At 31.8% G+C, this 20,105-nt stretch carries 20 protein-coding genes; 10 read left to right on the top strand and 10 right to left on the bottom strand.

All coding sequences use genetic code 11. The features are described from left to right. Positions 1-120: 120 nt before the first annotated feature. From ACKVOD_RS00485 to ACKVOD_RS00505, 5 genes are all read left to right on the top strand, one after another. Complete coding sequence (locus tag ACKVOD_RS00485) at positions 121-453, top strand: acyl carrier protein phosphodiesterase (RefSeq protein ID WP_409207520.1); 333 nt, start codon at positions 121-123, stop codon at positions 451-453. A 215-nt stretch (positions 454-668) separates the two neighbouring features. Beyond that, complete coding sequence (locus tag ACKVOD_RS00490) at positions 669-1,052, top strand: DNA alkylation repair protein (protein WP_409207539.1); 384 nt, start codon at positions 669-671, stop codon at positions 1,050-1,052. Between the two features lie 41 nt (positions 1,053-1,093). Next, positions 1,094-2,878, top strand: coding sequence for a chloride channel protein (locus ACKVOD_RS00495; RefSeq protein ID WP_409207521.1), 1,785 nt, complete (start codon positions 1,094-1,096; stop codon positions 2,876-2,878). Between the two features lie 11 nt (positions 2,879-2,889). Then, on the top strand, positions 2,890-3,564 hold the full coding sequence (locus tag ACKVOD_RS00500) for a peptidoglycan DD-metalloendopeptidase family protein (RefSeq protein ID WP_409207522.1): 675 nt from the start codon (positions 2,890-2,892) through the stop codon (positions 3,562-3,564). Positions 3,565-3,674: 110 nt separating this feature from the next. Further along, positions 3,675-4,154 (top strand): nuclear transport factor 2 family protein, encoded by a 480-nt coding sequence (locus ACKVOD_RS00505; RefSeq protein ID WP_409207523.1) that lies wholly within the window; start codon positions 3,675-3,677, stop codon positions 4,152-4,154. Here ACKVOD_RS00505 and ACKVOD_RS00510 read toward each other — a convergent pair whose 3' ends face one another. From ACKVOD_RS00510 to menD, 6 genes are all read right to left on the bottom strand, one after another. Further along, positions 4,155-5,207 carry an o-succinylbenzoate synthase gene (locus tag ACKVOD_RS00510; RefSeq protein WP_409207524.1) on the bottom strand — a complete coding sequence of 351 codons (1,053 nt, stop codon included), beginning with the start codon at positions 5,205-5,207 and terminating at the stop codon, positions 4,155-4,157. 14 nt (positions 5,208-5,221) lie between these two features. Then, positions 5,222-6,409, bottom strand: coding sequence for a tetratricopeptide repeat protein (locus ACKVOD_RS00515; protein ID WP_409207525.1), 1,188 nt, complete (start codon positions 6,407-6,409; stop codon positions 5,222-5,224). Between the two features lie 128 nt (positions 6,410-6,537). Further along, the gene (gene menA / locus ACKVOD_RS00520; protein ID WP_409207526.1) at positions 6,538-7,488 is read right to left on the bottom strand and encodes a 1,4-dihydroxy-2-naphthoate octaprenyltransferase; all 951 of its coding nucleotides are present in this window, start codon (positions 7,486-7,488) and stop codon (positions 6,538-6,540) included. Positions 7,489-7,597: 109 nt separating this feature from the next. Continuing rightward, positions 7,598-8,428, bottom strand: a complete 831-nt coding sequence (locus tag ACKVOD_RS00525) for a 1,4-dihydroxy-2-naphthoyl-CoA synthase (RefSeq protein ID WP_409207527.1) — start codon at positions 8,426-8,428, stop codon at positions 7,598-7,600. A gap of 150 nt (positions 8,429-8,578) precedes the next feature. Continuing rightward, the gene (locus ACKVOD_RS00530) at positions 8,579-9,433 is read right to left on the bottom strand and encodes a S1 RNA-binding domain-containing protein (protein WP_409207528.1); all 855 of its coding nucleotides are present in this window, start codon (positions 9,431-9,433) and stop codon (positions 8,579-8,581) included. Between the two features lie 326 nt (positions 9,434-9,759). After that, complete coding sequence (menD, locus tag ACKVOD_RS00535) at positions 9,760-11,421, bottom strand: 2-succinyl-5-enolpyruvyl-6-hydroxy-3-cyclohexene-1-carboxylic-acid synthase (protein WP_409207529.1); 1,662 nt, start codon at positions 11,419-11,421, stop codon at positions 9,760-9,762. Positions 11,422-11,554: 133 nt separating this feature from the next. On the opposite strand from menD, the gene ACKVOD_RS00540 reads away from it, so the two are divergent. From ACKVOD_RS00540 to ACKVOD_RS00560, 5 genes are all read left to right on the top strand, one after another. Beyond that, positions 11,555-12,049, top strand: coding sequence for a GNAT family N-acetyltransferase (locus ACKVOD_RS00540; RefSeq protein ID WP_409207530.1), 495 nt, complete (start codon positions 11,555-11,557; stop codon positions 12,047-12,049). Between the two features lie 83 nt (positions 12,050-12,132). Continuing rightward, on the top strand, positions 12,133-12,354 hold the full coding sequence (locus tag ACKVOD_RS00545; RefSeq protein ID WP_409207531.1) for a DUF6095 family protein: 222 nt from the start codon (positions 12,133-12,135) through the stop codon (positions 12,352-12,354). After that, the gene (locus ACKVOD_RS00550; protein ID WP_409207532.1) at positions 12,354-12,926 is read left to right on the top strand and encodes a pentapeptide repeat-containing protein; all 573 of its coding nucleotides are present in this window, start codon (positions 12,354-12,356) and stop codon (positions 12,924-12,926) included. Before ACKVOD_RS00545 ends, ACKVOD_RS00550 begins: the two co-directional genes overlap by 1 nt. A 27-nt stretch (positions 12,927-12,953) precedes the next feature. Then, positions 12,954-13,334 (top strand): DNA topoisomerase IV, encoded by a 381-nt coding sequence (locus tag ACKVOD_RS00555; RefSeq protein WP_409207533.1) that lies wholly within the window; start codon positions 12,954-12,956, stop codon positions 13,332-13,334. Between the two features lie 30 nt (positions 13,335-13,364). After that, positions 13,365-14,138, top strand: coding sequence for a TerC family protein (locus ACKVOD_RS00560; protein ID WP_409207534.1), 774 nt, complete (start codon positions 13,365-13,367; stop codon positions 14,136-14,138). Positions 14,139-14,179: 41 nt separating this feature from the next. On the opposite strand, the gene ACKVOD_RS00565 is transcribed toward ACKVOD_RS00560, so the two are convergent. From ACKVOD_RS00565 to ACKVOD_RS00580, 4 genes are all read right to left on the bottom strand, one after another. Next, complete coding sequence (locus ACKVOD_RS00565) at positions 14,180-16,885, bottom strand: DNA gyrase/topoisomerase IV subunit A (protein WP_409207535.1); 2,706 nt, start codon at positions 16,883-16,885, stop codon at positions 14,180-14,182. 27 nt (positions 16,886-16,912) lie between these two features. Further along, complete coding sequence (locus ACKVOD_RS00570; RefSeq protein WP_409207536.1) at positions 16,913-18,778, bottom strand: DNA topoisomerase IV subunit B; 1,866 nt, start codon at positions 18,776-18,778, stop codon at positions 16,913-16,915. A 125-nt stretch (positions 18,779-18,903) separates the two neighbouring features. Beyond that, positions 18,904-19,788, bottom strand: a complete 885-nt coding sequence (locus tag ACKVOD_RS00575; RefSeq protein ID WP_409207537.1) for a transglutaminase domain-containing protein — start codon at positions 19,786-19,788, stop codon at positions 18,904-18,906. A 102-nt stretch (positions 19,789-19,890) separates the two neighbouring features. Then, positions 19,891-20,105 (bottom strand): response regulator (locus tag ACKVOD_RS00580; RefSeq protein ID WP_409207538.1); only part of this gene is annotated, 215 nt, incomplete at its 5' end.

Raw genomic sequence — 20,105 nt, forward strand, 5'->3', positions numbered from 1 at the left:
GATAGCCAATTTCAGTCATAACTTCATTTTAAAAATCATTAATTTTACCTTTTAAGACTTCAGCTTTCTCGATTTGACCATTATTCAGGAATTATTGTCGATATTTTTTATGACCATTTTTTGGCAAAAAACTGGTCTAAATACGCTACTCAAGATTTGGAAGAATACTGTAATGTTTTTTATAAATCGTTAGAAACCAATTATGATTTACTTACTGAAAAAGTAAAAAAAATGCTGCCTTTTATCAAAGCGCAAAACTGGCTATTAAGTTATCAAACTATTGAAGGCATTGAAATCATTCTAGAAAAAATGGATAACCGTATGAAAAGAGATTCTATAATGAGACTTTCAGTTGCAGAGTTGAGAACTTTTTACTTTGAATTTGAATCTGAATTTACTGTTTTTTTTGATGAGTTAATTGTTTATTCAAATCTTAAAATACAATCTTTATAGTGAAGTGATTTTACTGAATTATTAGAAAAGTCTTTAAAGAAAATGGTTCTTCCTGAAATGTTGTGAAAATTCATTTTTTGAAAAATTAAGGAAGTTAAGTACAATTAAGTTAACTCCAAAACTTAATTACCTTATTTTTATTAATGGTTTAAATCTTTGTGTATTTTGCTTTAAATGTTTTAATTCTAATATAAAACCCAGTAGAACCGAAAGATATTATATTGATCGAAAAATTAATAACGACCAACTCTTGGTGGGATTGCGAAGATTCAATTGCAAAAAACATTTTAGGACAATATTTATTAAAACATCCTAACGAAATTTTCGATGTTATTGAACGATTTTCAAATTCAAATAGCATTTGGCTTAATCGAAGTGCAATTGTATTTCAATTGGGATATAAAAAAAATACAAATTTTGATTTACTCAAATCTGAATGTGAAAAGCATAAAACGTCGAAAAAGTTTTTTATACAAAAAGCCATTGGATGGGCGTTAAGAGAATATTTAAAAACAAATCCGGAACAAGTCAAAAACTATGTAAATAGTTCTAATTTAAAGCCTTTGAGGCAAAAAGAAGCTTTGAAAAACTTTTTTTAAATTTCAAAATTTGCTATTTTAGCAATCTAGTAAAAAGTATAATGCTCAAAAAACACCTCCACAAATTAGAAGAAACCATTGTTTGGTCACAAAGTAAACTTTCAACAAAACAGTTTATATTCTTATCTAGTATTTTAATTGGTGTTTCGGTAGCTTTTGCTGTGATTGTTTTAAAAACTTTTGCCCACTGGGTTTTTAAATTTGCCAGTTCAGTTAATAGTATTTTAAAACTGAGTTTTATTAATAGCCTTTTGCCAATTTTTGGCATACTTCTTACCGTATTTGTTATCAAACGTTTTTTGGGCGGAACTATTGAAAAAGGAACATCACAAATTTTATATACTGTGGCCAAAAAGGCAAGTATTATTCCAGCAAAACAAATGTATGCTCAAATTGTTACAAGTTCGTTAACTATTGGATTTGGAGGGTCTGCAGGATTAGAAAGCCCAATAGTAATCACAGGAGCTGCTTTTGGATCTAATTATGCTCAAAGATATCGTTTACCATATAAAGATAGAACACTATTGATTGGATGTGGCGTTGCAGCAGGTATTAGTGCCGCTTTTAACGCTCCAATTGCAGGTGTTTTGTTTGCAATCGAAGTATTGTTAGTCGATGTAAGTATTGCGGCATTCACCCCTATTATGATTGCTGCGGCAACTGGCGCTTTGGTTTCAAAAATTGCTCTAGATGAAACTATATTATTATCGATTAAACAACAGCAAATATTTAATTACCATAACATTCCGTATTACATTTTATTGGGGCTTTTAACTGGTCTCATTTCTGTATATTATTCCCGAAACTTTCAAAGAGTCGAACATATTTTTGCTCGAATGAAGTTTTCACCTTATAAAAAAGCACTTTTTGGGTCCACTTTATTAGCTTTAATGATTTTTATTTTTCCAACTCTTTTTGGCGAAGGTTATGAAAGCATTAAAATATTGTCAGAGAATGATCCAGGTCAATTGCTTGAAAATACTCTTTTTAGTGGTTTCAGGAATAACAGCTGGGTTTTATTGTTATTTATTGGATTCACAATGATGCTCAAAGTATTTGCAACAAGTATTACTTTAGGAAGTGGTGGAAATGGAGGTAATTTTGCACCCTCACTATTTTTAGGATCTTACCTAGGATTTTTCTTTTCTAAAGCTATAAATCTTATAGGTTTTGCCAAATTACCAGTGAGTAACTTTACCCTTGTTGGCATGTCAGGAATTCTTAGCGGTTTGTTTCATGCACCGCTTACCGCTATCTTTCTTATTGCAGAAATAACTGGTGGTTATGAACTTATGATTCCGTTGATGATCGTGACATCAATTAGTTTTGCCATTTCAAAACGTTTTGAAAAACACTCATTGGATGTCAAAAGTTTAGCCAAAAAAGGTCATGCTTTTACTAGTAACAAAGACAAAAATATACTTTCAACTTTAGATACAAATTCAATCATTCAAACTGATTATTTAACCCTTTCGCCAGATGAAAATTTAGAGAAATTAGTTGACTTAATTTCACATTCAAATCAGGTTATATTTGCTGTTGTCAACAATGAAAAATATTTACTTGGAATTGTACATTTTAATAATATTAGAGAAATAATTTTTAACCAATACCGTGTTAAATTCACTTTCGTAAAAGAAATAATGACAAAACCAACGGATGTAATTTACCCAACTGATAGCATGGAAATTGTTATGAATAAGTTCGAAAATTCAAAAGTTGTGTTTTTACCTGTTATCAAAAATGCAAAATATTATGGTTTCATCTCTAAGTCAATAGCTCTTGAAGCATATAGAACCAAGTTAAAATCAATGACAATTGAATAAAAACATAATTTATGCTCAGCCTTGAAACTATTTTCCAGCAACTAAATGATATAAAAGTAATTGACGATTCTATCCCGATTTCACAATATATTCCTATAGATTTGTCAAAATCAAATATAGAGTTATCAAAAATTGAAACCAACAACCCTATAATCCTAGAGAAATTTATTGAAAATTTTGTAAAAAAAAGAAAAGCTAAGTTGGCTTACGGAGGTTATAATGAGCTTCGAAATCTCTATCAATCGAGCATGCTTTTTAATAATTACAATGATGAAGAAAGAAACATTCACCTGGGTATTGATTTCTGGATTGAAGCAGGAACAAATGTTCTAGCGGCTTTAGATGGTAAAATTCATAGTTTTAATCATAATGATAAACCTGGAGATTATGGACCAACAATTGTACTAGAACATACCATAAAAAAATTTACTTTTTATACATTATACGGGCATTTATCATTAGAAAGTATTGCTAATCTTAAAGTGGGTAGTAGTATTACAAAAGGTCAAATACTTGCAAAATTAGGCGGTTATTCAATAAATGGTGGCTATGCCCCACACCTACATTTTCAAATAATTAAAGAAATTGGAACAAATTATGGCGATTATCCAGGTGTTTGCAATAATAAAGATTTAAATTTCTTTTTAGCAAATTGTCTAGATCCCAATTTATTATTAAAAATATAATACTATTCTTATCTATTAAATAAAAACAATTAATTAAGAATCTCTTTGTCGATAAAACATATAGTTTTGTTAAAAAATTATTATTTTTACTATTCACTAGATTTATCTTAATGAATACTAACGAAGTTTTACTAACCCATTTTTACACATCATTTGCCAAGGCTAACTCAAATGAAATGAGTAAATGTTATCATGATAAAGTTCAGTTTAGTGATCCTATCTTTGGATTATTAATAGGAAAAGATGTTATAAATATGTGGAAAATGCTTTTAGAAAAAAGTAATGGTAATTTAGTTATTGATTTTTCAGAAGTAAAAGCAAATGATTATTCTGGCTCAGTAAAATGGTTAGCTACCTATCGTTTTAGCAAAACCAATCGCAAAGTAGTTAATACCATTAATTCAAAATTTCAATTTCAAAATAATTTAATAGTCAAACAAACGGATGATTTTGATGTTTGGAAATGGGCTTCACAAGCCTTAGGACTTTCAGGCTTTCTTATAGGATGGACAGGTTATTTACAGAAGAAAATTCAGCAAAATGCGACAAATTCATTAAAAAATTTTAAAAATTCAGAGATTAATATTTAATTAATCACAACCAAAAGAATTAAAATCAAACTCCCATTTCACTTCAGCATTATATCTTAATTTTCCATTTTCAACGACTAATGGACTTTCAAAATTATTCGTAAATAAAGATCCAGTTCCTAACCCTTGGGGCATTAAATTTTGTTGTAAAAAAGTCCATTGAGCAATAGCATTCAATCCTACATTAGATTCTAATGCCGAAGTAATCCACCAACCAATATTATGTTTTTCAGCAAGAATAATCCACTCTTTCGTCCCTCGAAAACCACCAATAAAACTAGGTTTTAAAATAATGTATTGGGGTTTAATTTTTTGAAGCAAAACCTCTTTTTCTTCCTTAGAAAACACACCTATTAATTCCTCATCTAAAGCAATAGGAATTGGAGTGGTTTTACACAACTCTGCCATACTGTCAGTATTATTTTTTTTTATAGGCTGTTCTATGCTATGTATTTCAAATTCAGATAATTGAATTAATTTATTTAAAGCGATATTTAAATCAAAAGCGCCGTTAGCATCAACCCGAATCTCTATTTGTTTTGATGAAAAATTTTCTCGAATAAACCTTAACAATTGTAATTCCTTATCAAAATCAATAGCGCCAATTTTAAGTTTAACACATCGGAAACCTTTCGCTAATTTATCTTTAATTTGTTGCATCATAAAAGTTTCTTCTCCCATCCAAACCAACCCATTAATTAAAATACACTTTTCACCCTCGGTAAAAGCTGAAGGAAAAAGTAAAAAAGGATTTTCGCTTGATAATGATTGGAATGCTATTTCTACCCCAAATTGAATAGAAGGAAATTCGATCAAATTTTCCCAAAGCTCTTTTTCTCCTAGTAGAATATTATCGCATGTCCATTGCAATTTTTCTTCATAATCAGGTCTGTCGTCAATACTCAAACCTCGCAAAATTCCGCACTCACCAATTCCCTTTTTACCCTCATTATCTATAACAATAAACCAAGTTTCCTTCTCAGTCATCACCCCACGAGAAGTGCCAGAAGCTTGTTTGAAATTGAGAACGTATTTGTGGTAAGTTGCTTTCAAGGTTAAGTTTTAATTTAATTTTTAAACAATCTCAAAACCCTTTCAAAATCTGCAGTTGACAAACCTGCTTTTTTGAAATATTCAAAATCTATCTTTACTTTTTGTACCCATCCCAAACTATCCGTCACATTTTGGGTTTGGTATTTTTTATGAATAGTTTTAGCTGAGCTAAATTTATTATTCAATAAATATGCATGAGCTAAATCTAATTTAAGCAACAATTCAGTGTCATCTAGTCTTTCCCCTTCTTTCAGAAATTTAATCGCTTTATCGTATTGTTTTGTCATCAGATATGCCCTGCCAATTGCACTATAATCTTGAGCAGTGGCTTTTTTATCTGTAATTATAATTTGCAACTTGGTAATTGCACTTCCATAATTAGCTTGTTTAATAAATTCAGCGGCTTGGTTGCGTATTTCTGTATAAACTATTTTAGACGCTCCTGTTTCTTCATAACAAACATTTCCATGATCCTTAAAAACTTTTGATTTTTCGATTGTAAGTAACTTTTGAAATTCTTGAAATGAATAGTCTTTTTGGATTTTTTCTAGAATGCATACACAAAAATCATCTGAGTTTTCGATTTTATTGGCTAGTTGAGAAGTTTTACATTGATTAATTATCAATTTTCGATTATCTACTCCCCATCCTCTACTCAATTTAATATTAACCCAAGGCACAACCTCTAAAACAATTTTTTGTTTCAATATCCAATTCTTACTTTCAAACCCAAACCACATTACAGGAGAACTAACTGTAAAACAAGAAGATTTACCTAATGAAAGTCGTTTTGCATCTTTACTAATCGCCTCTTTTTGTACAAAGCAGGCGTTTATGACACTCCCCTTTTGAACATAATCACTTGCTAAAATTTCATTAGCAAAAACGACATATTTACACTTATCAACACCTGAAATCTTAGACATTAAGAATATTGCGCCTGCAGATCCTTGACTAATTCCTGTAGGATCTGGTATTGATTTTAAAACTGAAACTAAGCTAGTTGCTAATTGTTGATTTTCGTCCAATAACGTAATTCTATACACTACTTCAGTGGTTCCAACTGGTAATTCATCGCTTTTGATAATGATCCGATCTCTTGCAGAAACTACAATCTCTTTTTTGGTAGCTCGTTCCTTGTCCCAATACCCATCTTTTTGAGCATAACTGCCATTTGAAGAAATGCCAATTAATAGCGTCAAGATTATTTTTTTTATTTGCATATACATTTTATAATTTACTGTAGATTAATTCTTCGAATTCTAAATTTGTCAAGATTCATTTTCAGTTTTATCTTTCCATTTTTTTATCAAACAAATCGAAATTGAATTTAATAGTTATTGACCAACAAATCAGATAAAAAGAAAATCATACACAAAGCCATCAAAATTGAAAGGGCAAATGTACTCAGAGCTAGTTTTTTTAATTCTGAATCTAACTCGATGTTATTGCTGCAGTTATAGACGGTAATCAAATGTTTAATTAAAGGAAAATATGCCAATACAAAAAGATACTGATCAAAATGAAATTCATTGATTATCCCAAAAATAATCATTAATAACATAGCCGTAACAATCAAAAAATAGTGGTATTTCTTAGCGTTTTCCCCTCCTATTTTAACAACAATAGTGTTTTTATTTGACTTTTTATCCGAGGCTTCGTCTCTCATATTATTCAAGTTTAAAACACCAACACTTAATAATCCAATTGCTATAGAGGGAAGAAATAAATCAAAACTCAATTGCTTTGTAAATAAAAAATTAACTCCTAAAGTACTTACTAATCCAAAAAAGATAAATACAAAAATATCACCGAAACCGCTATACCCATAAGCGTTTTTACCTACCGTATAACGTATAGCCGAAGCAATAGCAACAATAGCTAAAGCTATATAAAACAGAGAATAGCCCAAATTAGTGTTCCTAAATGCAAAAAAAATCAATAAGGATGCGGAGATAAAAGTTAATATTGAAGTAAGTGCGATGGCTGACTTCATAGATTTTGGCGAAATCACACCCGTTTGTATTGCACGTTTAGGGCCTACTCTATCTTCATTATCTGTGCCTTTTATTCCGTCGCCATAATCATTAGCAAAATTGGACAAAATTTGTAAACCAAGCGTTGTTAGTATCGCTAATCCGAATATTTTCCAACTAAAAACTTCTGTTGGGGTAATTATTGTTCTTGTTGAATGAGATAAAGCGTGCATACTGCCGACAATTATACCCGAAACCGATAAGGGTAGTGTTCTTAGTCGGGCAGCTTGAATCCAGTGTTTCATTTGAGTTTAGAAGTTAAAAGTGGGAAGTGGGAAGTTTGTGGTTAAATTTTTTTGTTAGGTTTTGTCTGTTAATTAATATTCACTTTAAACTTGCCACTCCCAGCTTCATTTATGGCAACCATTTTTTTTCAAAATTGGGTTTTCTTTTTTCTAAGAAAGCATTTCTGCCTTCTTTTGCTTCATCGGTCATATAGGCCAGACGAGTAGCTTCACCAGCAAAAACCTGCTGACCCACCATGCCATCGTCGGTAAGATTCATTGCGAATTTTAACATTTTGATAGAAGTAGGTGATTTTTGCAAAATTTCTTGAGCCCATTCATAAGCCGTTTCTTCAAGTGCTGCATGAGGAATTACAGCATTTACCATTCCCATATCTAAAGCTTCTTGTGCAGAATAATTTCGACCTAAAAAGAAAATCTCACGCGCTTTTTTCTGCCCCACCATTTTTGCTAAATAAGCAGAACCATATCCACCATCAAAACTAGTGACATCGGCATCCGTTTGTTTAAAAATAGCGTGTTCTTTACTGGCTAAAGTCAAATCGCAAACTACATGCAAACTATGTCCACCACCAACGGCCCAACCCGGAACAACAGCAATCACAACCTTTGGCATAAAACGTATTAGCCGTTGCACTTCCAAAATATTCAAACGATGCTGACCATCATCACCCACATAACCCTGATGACCACGTGCATTCTGATCGCCACCGCTGCAAAAAGAATATACCCCATCTTTGCTAGATGGTCCTTCTGCCGAAAGCAAAACCACCCCTATTGAAGTGTCTTCTTGTGCATCATAAAAAGCCTGATATATCTCCGAAGTTGTTTTTGGACGAAAAGCATTTCGAACATCAGGTCGATTAAACGCTATTCGCGCTACTCCGTTACATTTCTTATAGGTTATATCTTCATATTCCTTGACGGTAATCCAATTCATATTATTATTTTTTGATTTTTACTACGTGTAAAATTAAACCATTTTTACAATTTTATGATACGTAAAAATTAATATTTAACTGCTTTGATTAAAATAAAAAAGAGAAAAACCGTAGCTTTCCTCTTTAATTAATTTCCAAACAATTAAAGACTACTCTTTAAATAAGTAAATTCCATCTTCTTTAATTTCAATTAATTTTTCTTTGTACAATGCTCCTATAGCTTTCTTAAATGTTTTTTTACTCATTTTTAGTACCGTTTTTATATCTTCAGGATGCGAGTTGTCTGTCAAACGCAAAAAACCCCTACTGGCTCTAAGCTCGTCTAGAATCATATCGGCATTGGGCTCAATACTTTGATAACCTTGAATTTGTAAAGAAACATCAATTTTATTATCCGGTCGAATCGTTTTGATGTAACCTCTCATTCTATCTCCTGTACGAATCGAATCGTCATAAACTTCATCTTTATATAACAAGCCTTTGTGTTGTTCGTTGATAATTACATTGATTCCCAATTCGGTGATGTGAGAAACAATCAAATCGACTTCTTCGCCTTTTTCGACTGAAATACTATCATTTTTTAGAAACTGATTGGTTTTGCTGGATGCTACCAAACGATTCGTTTTTTCGTCCATGTACAAATAAACCAAATAGCGTTTTCCTTTTTCCATTGGACGAGCCTGTTCTTTGAATGGAACCAAAATATCTTTTTCCATTCCCCAATCCATAAACGCTCCTATTTGATTAATATAATTAACTCTCAAAAGCGCAAATTCATTCAATAAAATATAAGGTTCTAATGTTGTAGCTACTGGTCGCTCCTCATGATCTAAATAAACAAAAACGATGATTTCTTCTCCAATTTCAAATTCATTAGGAACATATTTATTGGGCAAAAGAATATCGTGAATTCCTTCTGGATCCTTTGATGGATTACCCAAAAAAAGCCCCACTTTGGTATCTCTAAGTATCGTTAGTGTATTATACTTCCCTATTTCTATCATTGTTTTTTAGTATTATAGTACAAAGGTACAAATTTAGATATGTAATTATGAAATTTAAAAAAATACAGAATAATGCAAAAACATAACAATTATTTTATAAATTTGATTTTAATTTTAATTTAATTATATGGAAAATGCGCTTGATTTGTATACCATATCTTTCATTATTTTGCTTTGTCTTACAGTAGCAACATTAGTGTGCTTATTAATTTTAAGAATTTCTAAATTCTTTATCAAATCATACAAAAAAAATGCTAGAAGAGAAGCTAGGAGAAAAATGAGGAAGTTGAGAAACGATATGATTAAAAACAATATAGATAAAAACATTAGCTCAATGCTTTAAAATAATTAAATAAAATTGAATTGTTTTCTTTTGTTGGTGTGAACACTTCTAATATAGTTGCTTTTTCGTTTTGTGAATATAATTCTGTTAAAGATTTCAATAACGATTTTTCATCACTTGCTATTTTATATTCAAATCCATACATTTTTGCTAATTGTTCTGCTGTAAGACAATGCGAAGTTTCGAAAAATGTGTTAAAGACTTGGTTTTCTTCATGACCTGGTAAAATTCTAAAAATTCCACCACCACCATTATTAATTAGAATAATTTTAAAATTATTTGGGATATAATTATTCCACAACGCATTACTATCATATAAAAAGCCAATATCTCCTGTTATTAAAAAAGATTGTTTTTCAGAAACTACAGCAGCTCCAATAGCCGTAGAAGTGCTTCCGTCTATACCACTGGTGCCACGATTACAAAAAACTTCGACTGAAGTGTCAATACCAACTAATTGTGCATAACGTATTGGGGAACTATTACTTAAATGTAATGTGCAATTTTGTGGCAAAGAAGGTATAATAAGTTCAAAAGCTTTAAAATCTGAAAAAACTATATTCTTCAAATATTCTTTATGTTTGCTTTTTCTATATTTTGCTATTTCTGCAAAAACACTTTTATAGTCACTATCAATTGGACTAGTTAATGTCAAAAATTGATTAAAAAAAAGATTAGGTTCAAGTTTAAAATGTTTGGTTAAACAGCCATAAGTATCATATCCTCTTAATGAATCAATATGCCAATGATGTTTAGGATGGTGTGTTCTTAAACAGGCTTTAATCCTTTTTGAGACTACCATACCACCAAAAGTAATGAGGATATCTGGTCTGAAGTTTTGAAATTCTAGTGGAGTAAAAGGTGTAATTATAGCATCAATATGATTTAAAAATGAAGGATGGTACAAATTAGAAGTCGTTTCAGTCATTACAACAACTGAATTATCTTGAGCTAACATATTTAAAATTTCTTCATCGATTTTATTTGGGGTGTTTTCGCCCACAAGAATTAGTTTCTTTTTTGAAGAATTCCAAATAGCAGCATATTCATTGCTGTTTTTAATTATCGTTTTTGTTTTTGCTTCTTTGAGTTCTAAAATAGTTACATCTACATCAAGATTAGAAACAGTTTGATATAAAGGTTCTTCAAAAGGAGCATTGATATGAACGGGGCCTTTTTTTGATATTGCTTTATTAATAGCTTTATTAATTTTAATATCGTTAGCAACAGAGGCTTCTTCGGTTAAATTGGCATTATATAGTGAATGATTTTTATATACATTTTCTTGACGAATGGTTTGTCCATCTCCTATATCAATTTTACTTTGAGGTCTATCCGCCGAAATCACAATCAATGGAATTTGACTATAAAAAGCTTCAGAAAATGCTGGATAATAATTTAACAATGCAGATCCCGATGTACAAACAACAGCAACTGGCTTCTGAATTTGTTTTGCTATTCCAAGAGCAAAAAAAGCCGCGCAACGCTCATCAGCGATACTATAACAAGTGAACTCAGGATTATTAACAAAACCAATAGTCAAAGGCGCATTTCGAGAACCGGGAGAAATTACTATATTCTTTAATCCTTTAGCTTTACAAATTTCAATAATGCTTTGTGCTAAAGGTGTTTTTGGGTAAACCATTTTTTAAACTGGAAGTTAAACGTTAGAAGTTAGAAGTTTTAAACCCCGACTTGAGAAGCAAAGTTACAAACTTGCTGACCGAATTCATTCATTTCGAACAACTTTTTCATACTTTTGAAAAGAAATTTAAAATATGAAAGTTAACATTAGATCATACAAAACCGAGGATACTCAAGCTATTTTAGATATTATAAATCACTCCATTTTACATTCGACAGCATTGTATGACTATACTGTTAGAAGCTATGAGCAACAAAAATCAATTTTAGAAGAAAAAATAAACAAAAAATTTCCTGTGATTATAGCCGAATTTAAAGGTGAGGTTGTTGGTTTTGGAATGTATAGTGAATTTCGTTTCAGAGAAGCTTATCAATTTACAGTGGAACATTCTGTTTATCTTGATGAAAAATTTCAAGGAAAAGGAATTGGAAAGTTACTTTTAGCTAGATTGATAGAATTAGCTAAAAAACAAAAACTGCACACTATGATTGGGGTTATAGATTCAGAAAATCAAGACAGTATTGAATTTCATGAAAAATTTGGCTTCAAAACTGTTGGAATTATTAAGGAGTCTGGATATAAATTTGATCGCTGGTTAAATTCTGTATTCGTTCAACTTATTTTATAGCGATAATCAATACCTTTGTAACTATAGCTCGCTTTTAAAACAATTCCCTTTTTTAGGTAAAAATTCAAACAAACAATATCAAAATGCCAACGAATCAAAAACTTTTAGCAAAAGGAATCAAGCAATTGGCATGGGCTTTACCATTACTTTTTATTGGACCTTCTGTGATTTATAATGCTTTTATGAACAAAAACAATTCATGGCATTATTTAGTTTTAGGTATTGGTGTTTCAGTATGTTTATTAGCCGTTTATTTTTTATTTTATGGTTTAAAAACATTAATGCATAGTATTTTTAACGACTAATGGAAAACCTGCTTTATACCAATAAAACTTTTGAGAAAGAAGTCTTTACAAATACCCGAATCAATAATAAAGAATTTGAAGATTGTGTTTTTAAAAATTGTGATTTTTCGAATACTGATTTGTCCAATAACACCTTTATGGATTGTGAATTTATCGATTGTAATTTATCCATGACGCAATTAACTGGAACAAGTTTAAAAACAGTGCTTTTTAAAAACTGCAAATTGCTTGGCGTCCAATTTAACACCTGCCTTGATTTTTTATTTAATGTTGAATTTCAAGATACTATTTTAAATTATTCCTCTTTTGCCAATAAAAAGATGTCTAAAACAATTTTTAATTCCTGTTCTATGAAAGAAGTTTCTTTTATTGGTGCAAATATTACTAATTCCGTTTTTGAAAATTGCAATTTAGATAACGCTATTTTCAATAACACACTATTAGCTGGTACTGATTTTAGAACTGCCTACAATTACAAGATAGACCCTGAATTTAATCCCATGAAAAAAGCTAAATTTTCTACACAAGGAATTGTTGGTCTTTTAGACAAATATGATATAAAAATTGAATAATAATTATCCATAACAAGCATTCATAAAATGAAAAAAAAACTTTTATTACTTTTGTTAACCAGTACTCTACTTTTATCTTGTTACACTGCAGAGCATGATTATAAAAAATTTAAAACAGGAAAATTCAAATTCGAATATACCTTAAATGGAACCAAAAAAGTAACTTTTTTTGAACGTAATGATACTATTGAAATAGAAACATTCGAAGGAAAAACGGATACTTCAAGAATTAGATGGGTAAATGAAAGCGAATATATCTTACAAAAAATTAATCCAAAAAACAACCTCGAAAAGAAAGCAATAAATATGAAAATTTTGACTACTTCAAAAAATTCCTATATTTTTGAATTTGGAATAGTCGGTAGCGATGAAAAACAACGTGGTACTGTAGAAAAAATTTCAAATTAACACTAACGATTACTTATTAAAACAAATTAAATGGAAATATTTTTCAACCCCGATGCTTGGATTGCCTTGTTAACATTAACTTTTTTAGAAATTGTATTAGGAATTGATAATATCATTTTCATATCGATAGCAACAGGAAAATTACCTGAAGAAAGTCGTAAACGAGCAACCAAAATAGGGATGTTTCTCGCCATGTTTATGCGAATTGCATTGCTTTTTGGTATTACAGTATTAATAGCCATGAAAGAACCTTGGTTTACTATTAATTTTAGTTGGCTAAAAGCAGAGGTTTCAGGTCAAAGTATCATTCTTCTTCTTGGTGGATTATTCTTGATTTACAAAAGCACGAATGAAATTCACGAAAAAGTAGATTTAAAAGGCGAAGAAGAAAAAGAATTAAAACAGTCCGCAACAAAGTCATTTAGGAGTGTGATATTTCAAATTATTTTGATAGATTTAGTTTTCTCATTCGATAGTATTTTGACAGCTGTGGGAATGACAAACGGGGTTGCAGGTGCTTTGTATATTATGATTGCCGCTGTTATTATTTCTGTTTTAATCATGATGCAATTTGCAGTACCCGTTGGTAATTTTGTAAACAAACACCCTTCGATTCAAATACTTGGATTATCATTTTTAATCTTAATTGGGTTTATGCTTTTGACCGAAAGTGCTCATCTATCAAACGCTTTAATATTCGGAAATCATGTCACACCGGTGCCAAAAGGCTATCTTTATTTTGCGATTTCGTTTTCGCTTTTAGTAGAAGTTTTAAACATGAAAATCACAAAAAACAAAAAATAAAAAATCACAAAAAGCGCTTCAATTGGAGCGCTTTTTAGCATTTAAAATAATGTAATTTGACCGTCTTCGTTAGGCTGTATGTCTTCAATATCTTCATCAGAGATTTCAACTTCTGTTTCCCCTTCGACTTCTAATTCTTCTGGAATAACTTCAACAGGAGCTTCATAAACTAATGGCTCTAACAAATTCACTTGTTTTAACTTATCCGTTGTCAATTGATTACCTAATGCCTTGAATCCTTTGACAGCTATAAAACTTTCTATATCTACCGTTAGATTTTCTTTCTGAACACCTTTTAATTTATTAAAAACCAATTCGGCTACAGGGCGATAATCCGTCGAAACAATTTCTAATTGCGAGTTAGGATGTTCTGTAATAAAACTTTCCTCTTTGCCTTCAGTTTCCACCAAAAAACGCTTTACATAATAGCGCTCTTTTTCACCATCATAATAGATCACTGAAATTGGTTTGTTGGGTATCCATTTTTCCAAAACGACCATGTCTTCATCAAAATGAGTTGATAATTCTGGAATAATAACTTTCAATTTACCCGTTTGTGAAATCACAAGAATTTTATCACTAGGTCTAAATTCACCCAATAATTCACCTCTTGCATCCACATTTAATCTTTGTACGGTATCATCAAACCACACTTTTCTAGGCAATAAAGTTGATATTCCTTTTTCTTTTATTTCTATTTTCTTTATTGGATATTTAGAAACAATATTTCCTTTGGAAGTTCGCCCTTTTATAGCCATCGCAGCAAAATCCAAATCCCATTTTAGTTTTTTTATGCTTCCCACTTGGCGCAATAAAATGGTAATAACTTCGGCTTCACCATTTGGATTATGGGTGAAATATAAAACCTGAGAACCTTTGGTTTCATTGGTCAAATCGTATAGTTTATCCCGAGTAACTCCCGAGACATTGAAACGTTTAATATAGGCTGGTCCCGATTTTCCATCACGATAAATCATGTTGTAAATGGTACGCTTATCACTTTTGTCAAAAATAGCAATGTGGATAATGTCTTTACCAACGAACTTTTTATCATCGACTTTACATATCATCATATTTCCGTCGCGAAGAAAAACAATCACATCATCAATATCGGAACAATCGGTAACATATTCATCTTTTTTCAAACCTGTTCCTACGAAACCTTCTTCCCTATTGACGTATAATTTAGTATTCCGCAAGGCAACTTTTGTAGCTTCGATATTGTCGAAACTTCGTAGCTCCGTTTGACGATCGCGACCTTTTCCGTATTTCTCTTTTAACTTGGTAAAATAGGCAATCGCAAAATCGATTAGATGTTCTAAATCGTGTTTTACCTGTTCGATATCGCCTTCTAGAGCTTCAATTTTATCTTGTGCTTTATTGCTGTCGAATTTCGAAATACGCATAATTCGAATGTCCAACAAACGAAGAATATCGTCTTCAGTAACGGCACGTTTTAGTTTTTTTGTATATGGTTTTAATCCGTCATCTACTGCTTTTATAACATCTTCACGCGTAGTTTTGTCCTCGATGTCACGGTAGATTTTATTCTCAATAAAAATGCGTTCCAGCGAAAGAAAATGCCATTGTTCTTCCAATTCACGTAACTGAATTTCAAGTTCGCTTTTTAACAATTGCACCGTTCTTTCTGTGGAGATTTTCAGCATGTGCGAAACACCCACAAAAAGCGGTTTATTATCCTCAATCACACAACCTAAAGGCGCTACTGAAGTTTCACAAGCCGTGAACGCAAACAAAGCATCGATAGTTTTATCAGGAGAAACGCCAGGGAAAAGATGGATTAAAATCTCTACCTCAGCGGCAGTATTGTCCTCTATTTTTTTGATTTTGATTTTGCCTTTTTCATTGGCTTTCAAAATACTGTCAATCAAAGTGGTGGTATTGGTCGAAAACGGAATTTGGGTAATGACCAAGGTATTCTTATCCAATTGCGCAATTTTGGCACGAACTCTAACTCTTCCGCCACGCAAACCATCATTATAATTGGAAACATCTGCAATTCCCGCCGTTTGAAAATCGGGGAAAATAGTAAAGGATTTTCCTTTCAGAATTTTTATCGAAGCATCGATGAGTTCGTTAAAATTGTGGGGCAAGACTTTAGTAGAAAGTCCCACGGCAATTCCTTCGGCTCCAGAAGCTAATAGCAACGGGAATTTTACGGGAAGATTATTGGGTTCGGCACGACGACCGTCATAAGAAACGCCCCAATCGGTGATTTTTGGCGAATACAAAACCTCCAAAGCAAACTTAGATAAACGTGCTTCAATGTATCGAGAAGCCGCAGCGCTATCACCCGTTAGGATGTTCCCCCAGTTTCCTTGGCAATCAATCAACAATTCTTTCTGACCAATTTGCACCATGGCATCGCCAATACTGGCATCTCCGTGAGGATGATACTGCATGGTGTGCCCTACAACATTGGCTACTTTATTGTACCGACCATCATCCAACTCTTTTAACGAGTGCATGATTCGTCGTTGTACAGGCTTGAAACCGTCTTCAATAGCAGGAACGGCGCGTTCTAGAATTACATACGAAGCATAATCCAAAAACCAATCTTTGTACATTCCTGTAACTTTGGTAATGGTATCTTCAGCATTTTCATCATTCTCATAGAAATGATTTCCACCCGAAGAAACGATGTCTTCAAAGCCTTCGTCAGCAGTTGCATCGTTTAAGTCGTGGTTTGTTTCGTCTTCTGGAATGTTATCTTCGTCTTCGTTCATTTAATTATAAGAATCTTAAATTTTGTATTAACTCGCCTCAATCGTATCCAATTCCACTTTCAAGTTATTGATGATAAATATCTGACGATCAGGCGTGTTTTTTCCCATATAGAAAGATAACAATTGTTCAACAGAGGTATTTTTATCCATCATAACTGGATCCAATCGAATGGTTTCTCCAATAAAATTTTTGAATTCGTCGGGCGATATTTCTCCTAATCCCTTGAATCGTGTGATTTCAGGTTTTGGCTTTAATTTTTCTATTGCCGCTTTTCGTTCATCATCTGAATAACAATAGATGGTTTCTTTCTTGTTTCGAACTCTAAAAAGTGGTGTTTGCAAAATATACAAATGTCCTTCTTTGATTAACTCTGGAAAAAATTGCAAGAAAAAGGTAATCAATAATAACCGAATGTGCATTCCATCGACATCGGCATCGGTGGCAATAACTATATTATTATAACGCAACTTTTCTAATCCATCTTCGATATCTAGAGCGGATTGTAATAAATTGAATTCTTCGTTTTCATACACAATCTTTTTGCTCATTCCGTAAGAATTCAAAGGCTTTCCGCGCAAACTAAATACGGCTTGTGTATTGACATCTCGGGATTTGGTAATCGATCCAGATGCAGAATCTCCCTCGGTGATAAAAAGAGTACTTTCTAAATTTCTTGGGTTTTTAGTATCTGGTAAATGAGCACGACAATCTCGTAACTTTTTATTGTGTAAATTGGCCTTTTTGGCTCTATCGGTTGCTAACTTTCGAATACCTGATAATTCTTTTCGCTCGCGTTCTGCCTGAAGAATTTTACGCAACAAGGCATCGGCAGTTTGCGGGTTTTTATGCAGGTAATTATCTAATTTGTTTTTTACAAAATCGTTTACAAACGTTCTAACGGATGGCATTCCGGCTTCTGAACCCATATCAGTAGAACCCAATTTAGTTTTGGTTTGTGACTCAAAAACGGGCTCCATAACTTTGATGCTAATCGCAGTTACTATCGATTTTCGTACATCGGAAGCTTCAAAAGGTTTGTTGTAATATTCCCGAATGGTTTTTACAATGGCTTCGCGATAAGCAGCCAAATGCGTTCCGCCTTGTGTCGTGTTTTGTCCATTTACAAACGAGTGGTATTCTTCGGAATATTGTGTTTTACTGTGTGTTAAAGCAATTTCGATATCCTCGCCTTTCAAATGAATAATTGGATATTCGAGATCATCAGCATTAATTGTTTCTTCTAGTAAATCCTTTAATCCATTTTCGGAATAGTATTTTTCGCCATTGAATAAAATGGTCAAACCATTGTTTAGGTAACAATAGTTTTTGAGCATTTTGATTACATATTCATAACGGAATTTGTAATTTTTGAAGATGGCTTCATCTGGAATAAAAGTTACTTTAGTTCCTTTTCGTTTAGTCGTTTCAATAACATCTTCATCAAGTACTAAATTTCCAGCTGAGAATTCTGCGGCTTTTTGTTTATCATCACGAACAGATTCTACTCGGAAATAATTTGATAAAGCATTTACGGCTTTTGTTCCAACTCCATTCAATCCAACCGATTTTTTAAAAGCTAAGGAATCGTATTTTCCACCAGTATTCATTTTTGAAACCACATCAATGACTTTCCCTAAAGGAATTCCACGACCATAATCACGAACGGTAACTGTTTTGTCTTTGATGGTAACTTCAATGTTTTTTCCTGCACCCATCACAAATTCGTCGATGCAGTTGTCCATGACTTCTTTGAGCAAAATATAAATCCCATCGTCTGGCGAAGAACCATCACCGAGTTTCCCGATGTACATTCCGGGACGCATACGGATGTGTTCTTTCCAGTCTAGTGAGCGTATATTATCTTCGTCGTATTTCGTGGTTTGATCTGACATTATGGGTTTATCGAATTTGTGCTAATATAAGGAATGCCAGTCCATTTTTGAAGAAGAAGATTTCAAAGTTATTAAGAATGATATTGACAACGGATTTTAGAATTTAGATTGCAGATTTAGCATAACTATTTTGCAATAATTTTGTATATAACTAGTAACCTTCTATTAATAAATATTAGCAATGATTGATTACCTTTATTCTCAAGAGAAATAGCATAACTCGTTGGTTTTGAATTTAATTTAACGTATACTTTTTGAGAATCACTACTAAATTTATATTCTAAATTATCATTTTCAAAATCAAATTCATTAAATTTTATATCAAAAATTTCTTTATCTGAAAAAACACCTTTGTTAGGAAAGATTAGCTTAGATTCATTTTTTATAAAATCCGGAAAACATACCGGCAAATTAATATATTCCGTTTTTGATTTATTGTCAACTAATAACCATTTTTCGTCATCTGGAAAATGATTTAAAAAAAATAATTTTGGCTCAGTAAAAAAATAAATATCATTGAAATTAAAAACAAACTGATCTGTTTTTGACGATATATTTCCTGCCGCAAGTGTACAATCTATAAATTTCCATTGACCATTAATTTTAACAACATTCCATCCATGGTTTGTTTCTAAATTGATGCCTATTTGAGTAGGGTCGGATTTTAAGTTTCCTCTAATCAATTTACATTCCAATCCTAATTTATTTGCTATCTCACAATACAATGCTGAATATCCATGACATGTAGATGATTTTTCATTGAAAGTTAACAATGCTAAATTTGAATTGAATTTTTTTTCTTTTTCAATTAGTTCTTTCTCTGTTTTATATGAAAAAGCTTTAAGATTTTGAGATTCAATTTTTTTTGCGAATTCAACATCATAGCTAATGGTTTTAGAAATCCAATAAAAAATAGCTCTAGCTTTATCAGTATCATTAGTGAAATCTGAATTAATCCTTAAAACTAACTCATCAATCTTAAAAAAATTGTCCGGATATGAACTAACCAAAGTATCAATATTTTCAAAACTCTGAGAGTAGAAAAAACAAGAGAAAAATAAACACAAAAATATACTTAAGTTCTTAAAATTCATTGAAATATTCTCTATAGATTACCTCTTATAATACTTTCTCAATTTAAGATTTAATTCTTTTGGATTAAAAGGTTTGATAATGTATTCATCTATACCAATAAGCATGGCTTTTTCGAGATAGCCATAAGAAGCAGAAGCGGTTAGAGCAATTATCGGAATTGCTGTATCCTTGCCTCTGATGATAGAAGTAGCTTCGTATCCGTCCATAATTGGCATAGCCAAATCCATCAAGA

The organism is Flavobacterium sp. (genome assembly GCF_046155325.1).
GTDB lineage: Bacteria > Bacteroidota > Bacteroidia > Flavobacteriales > Flavobacteriaceae > Flavobacterium.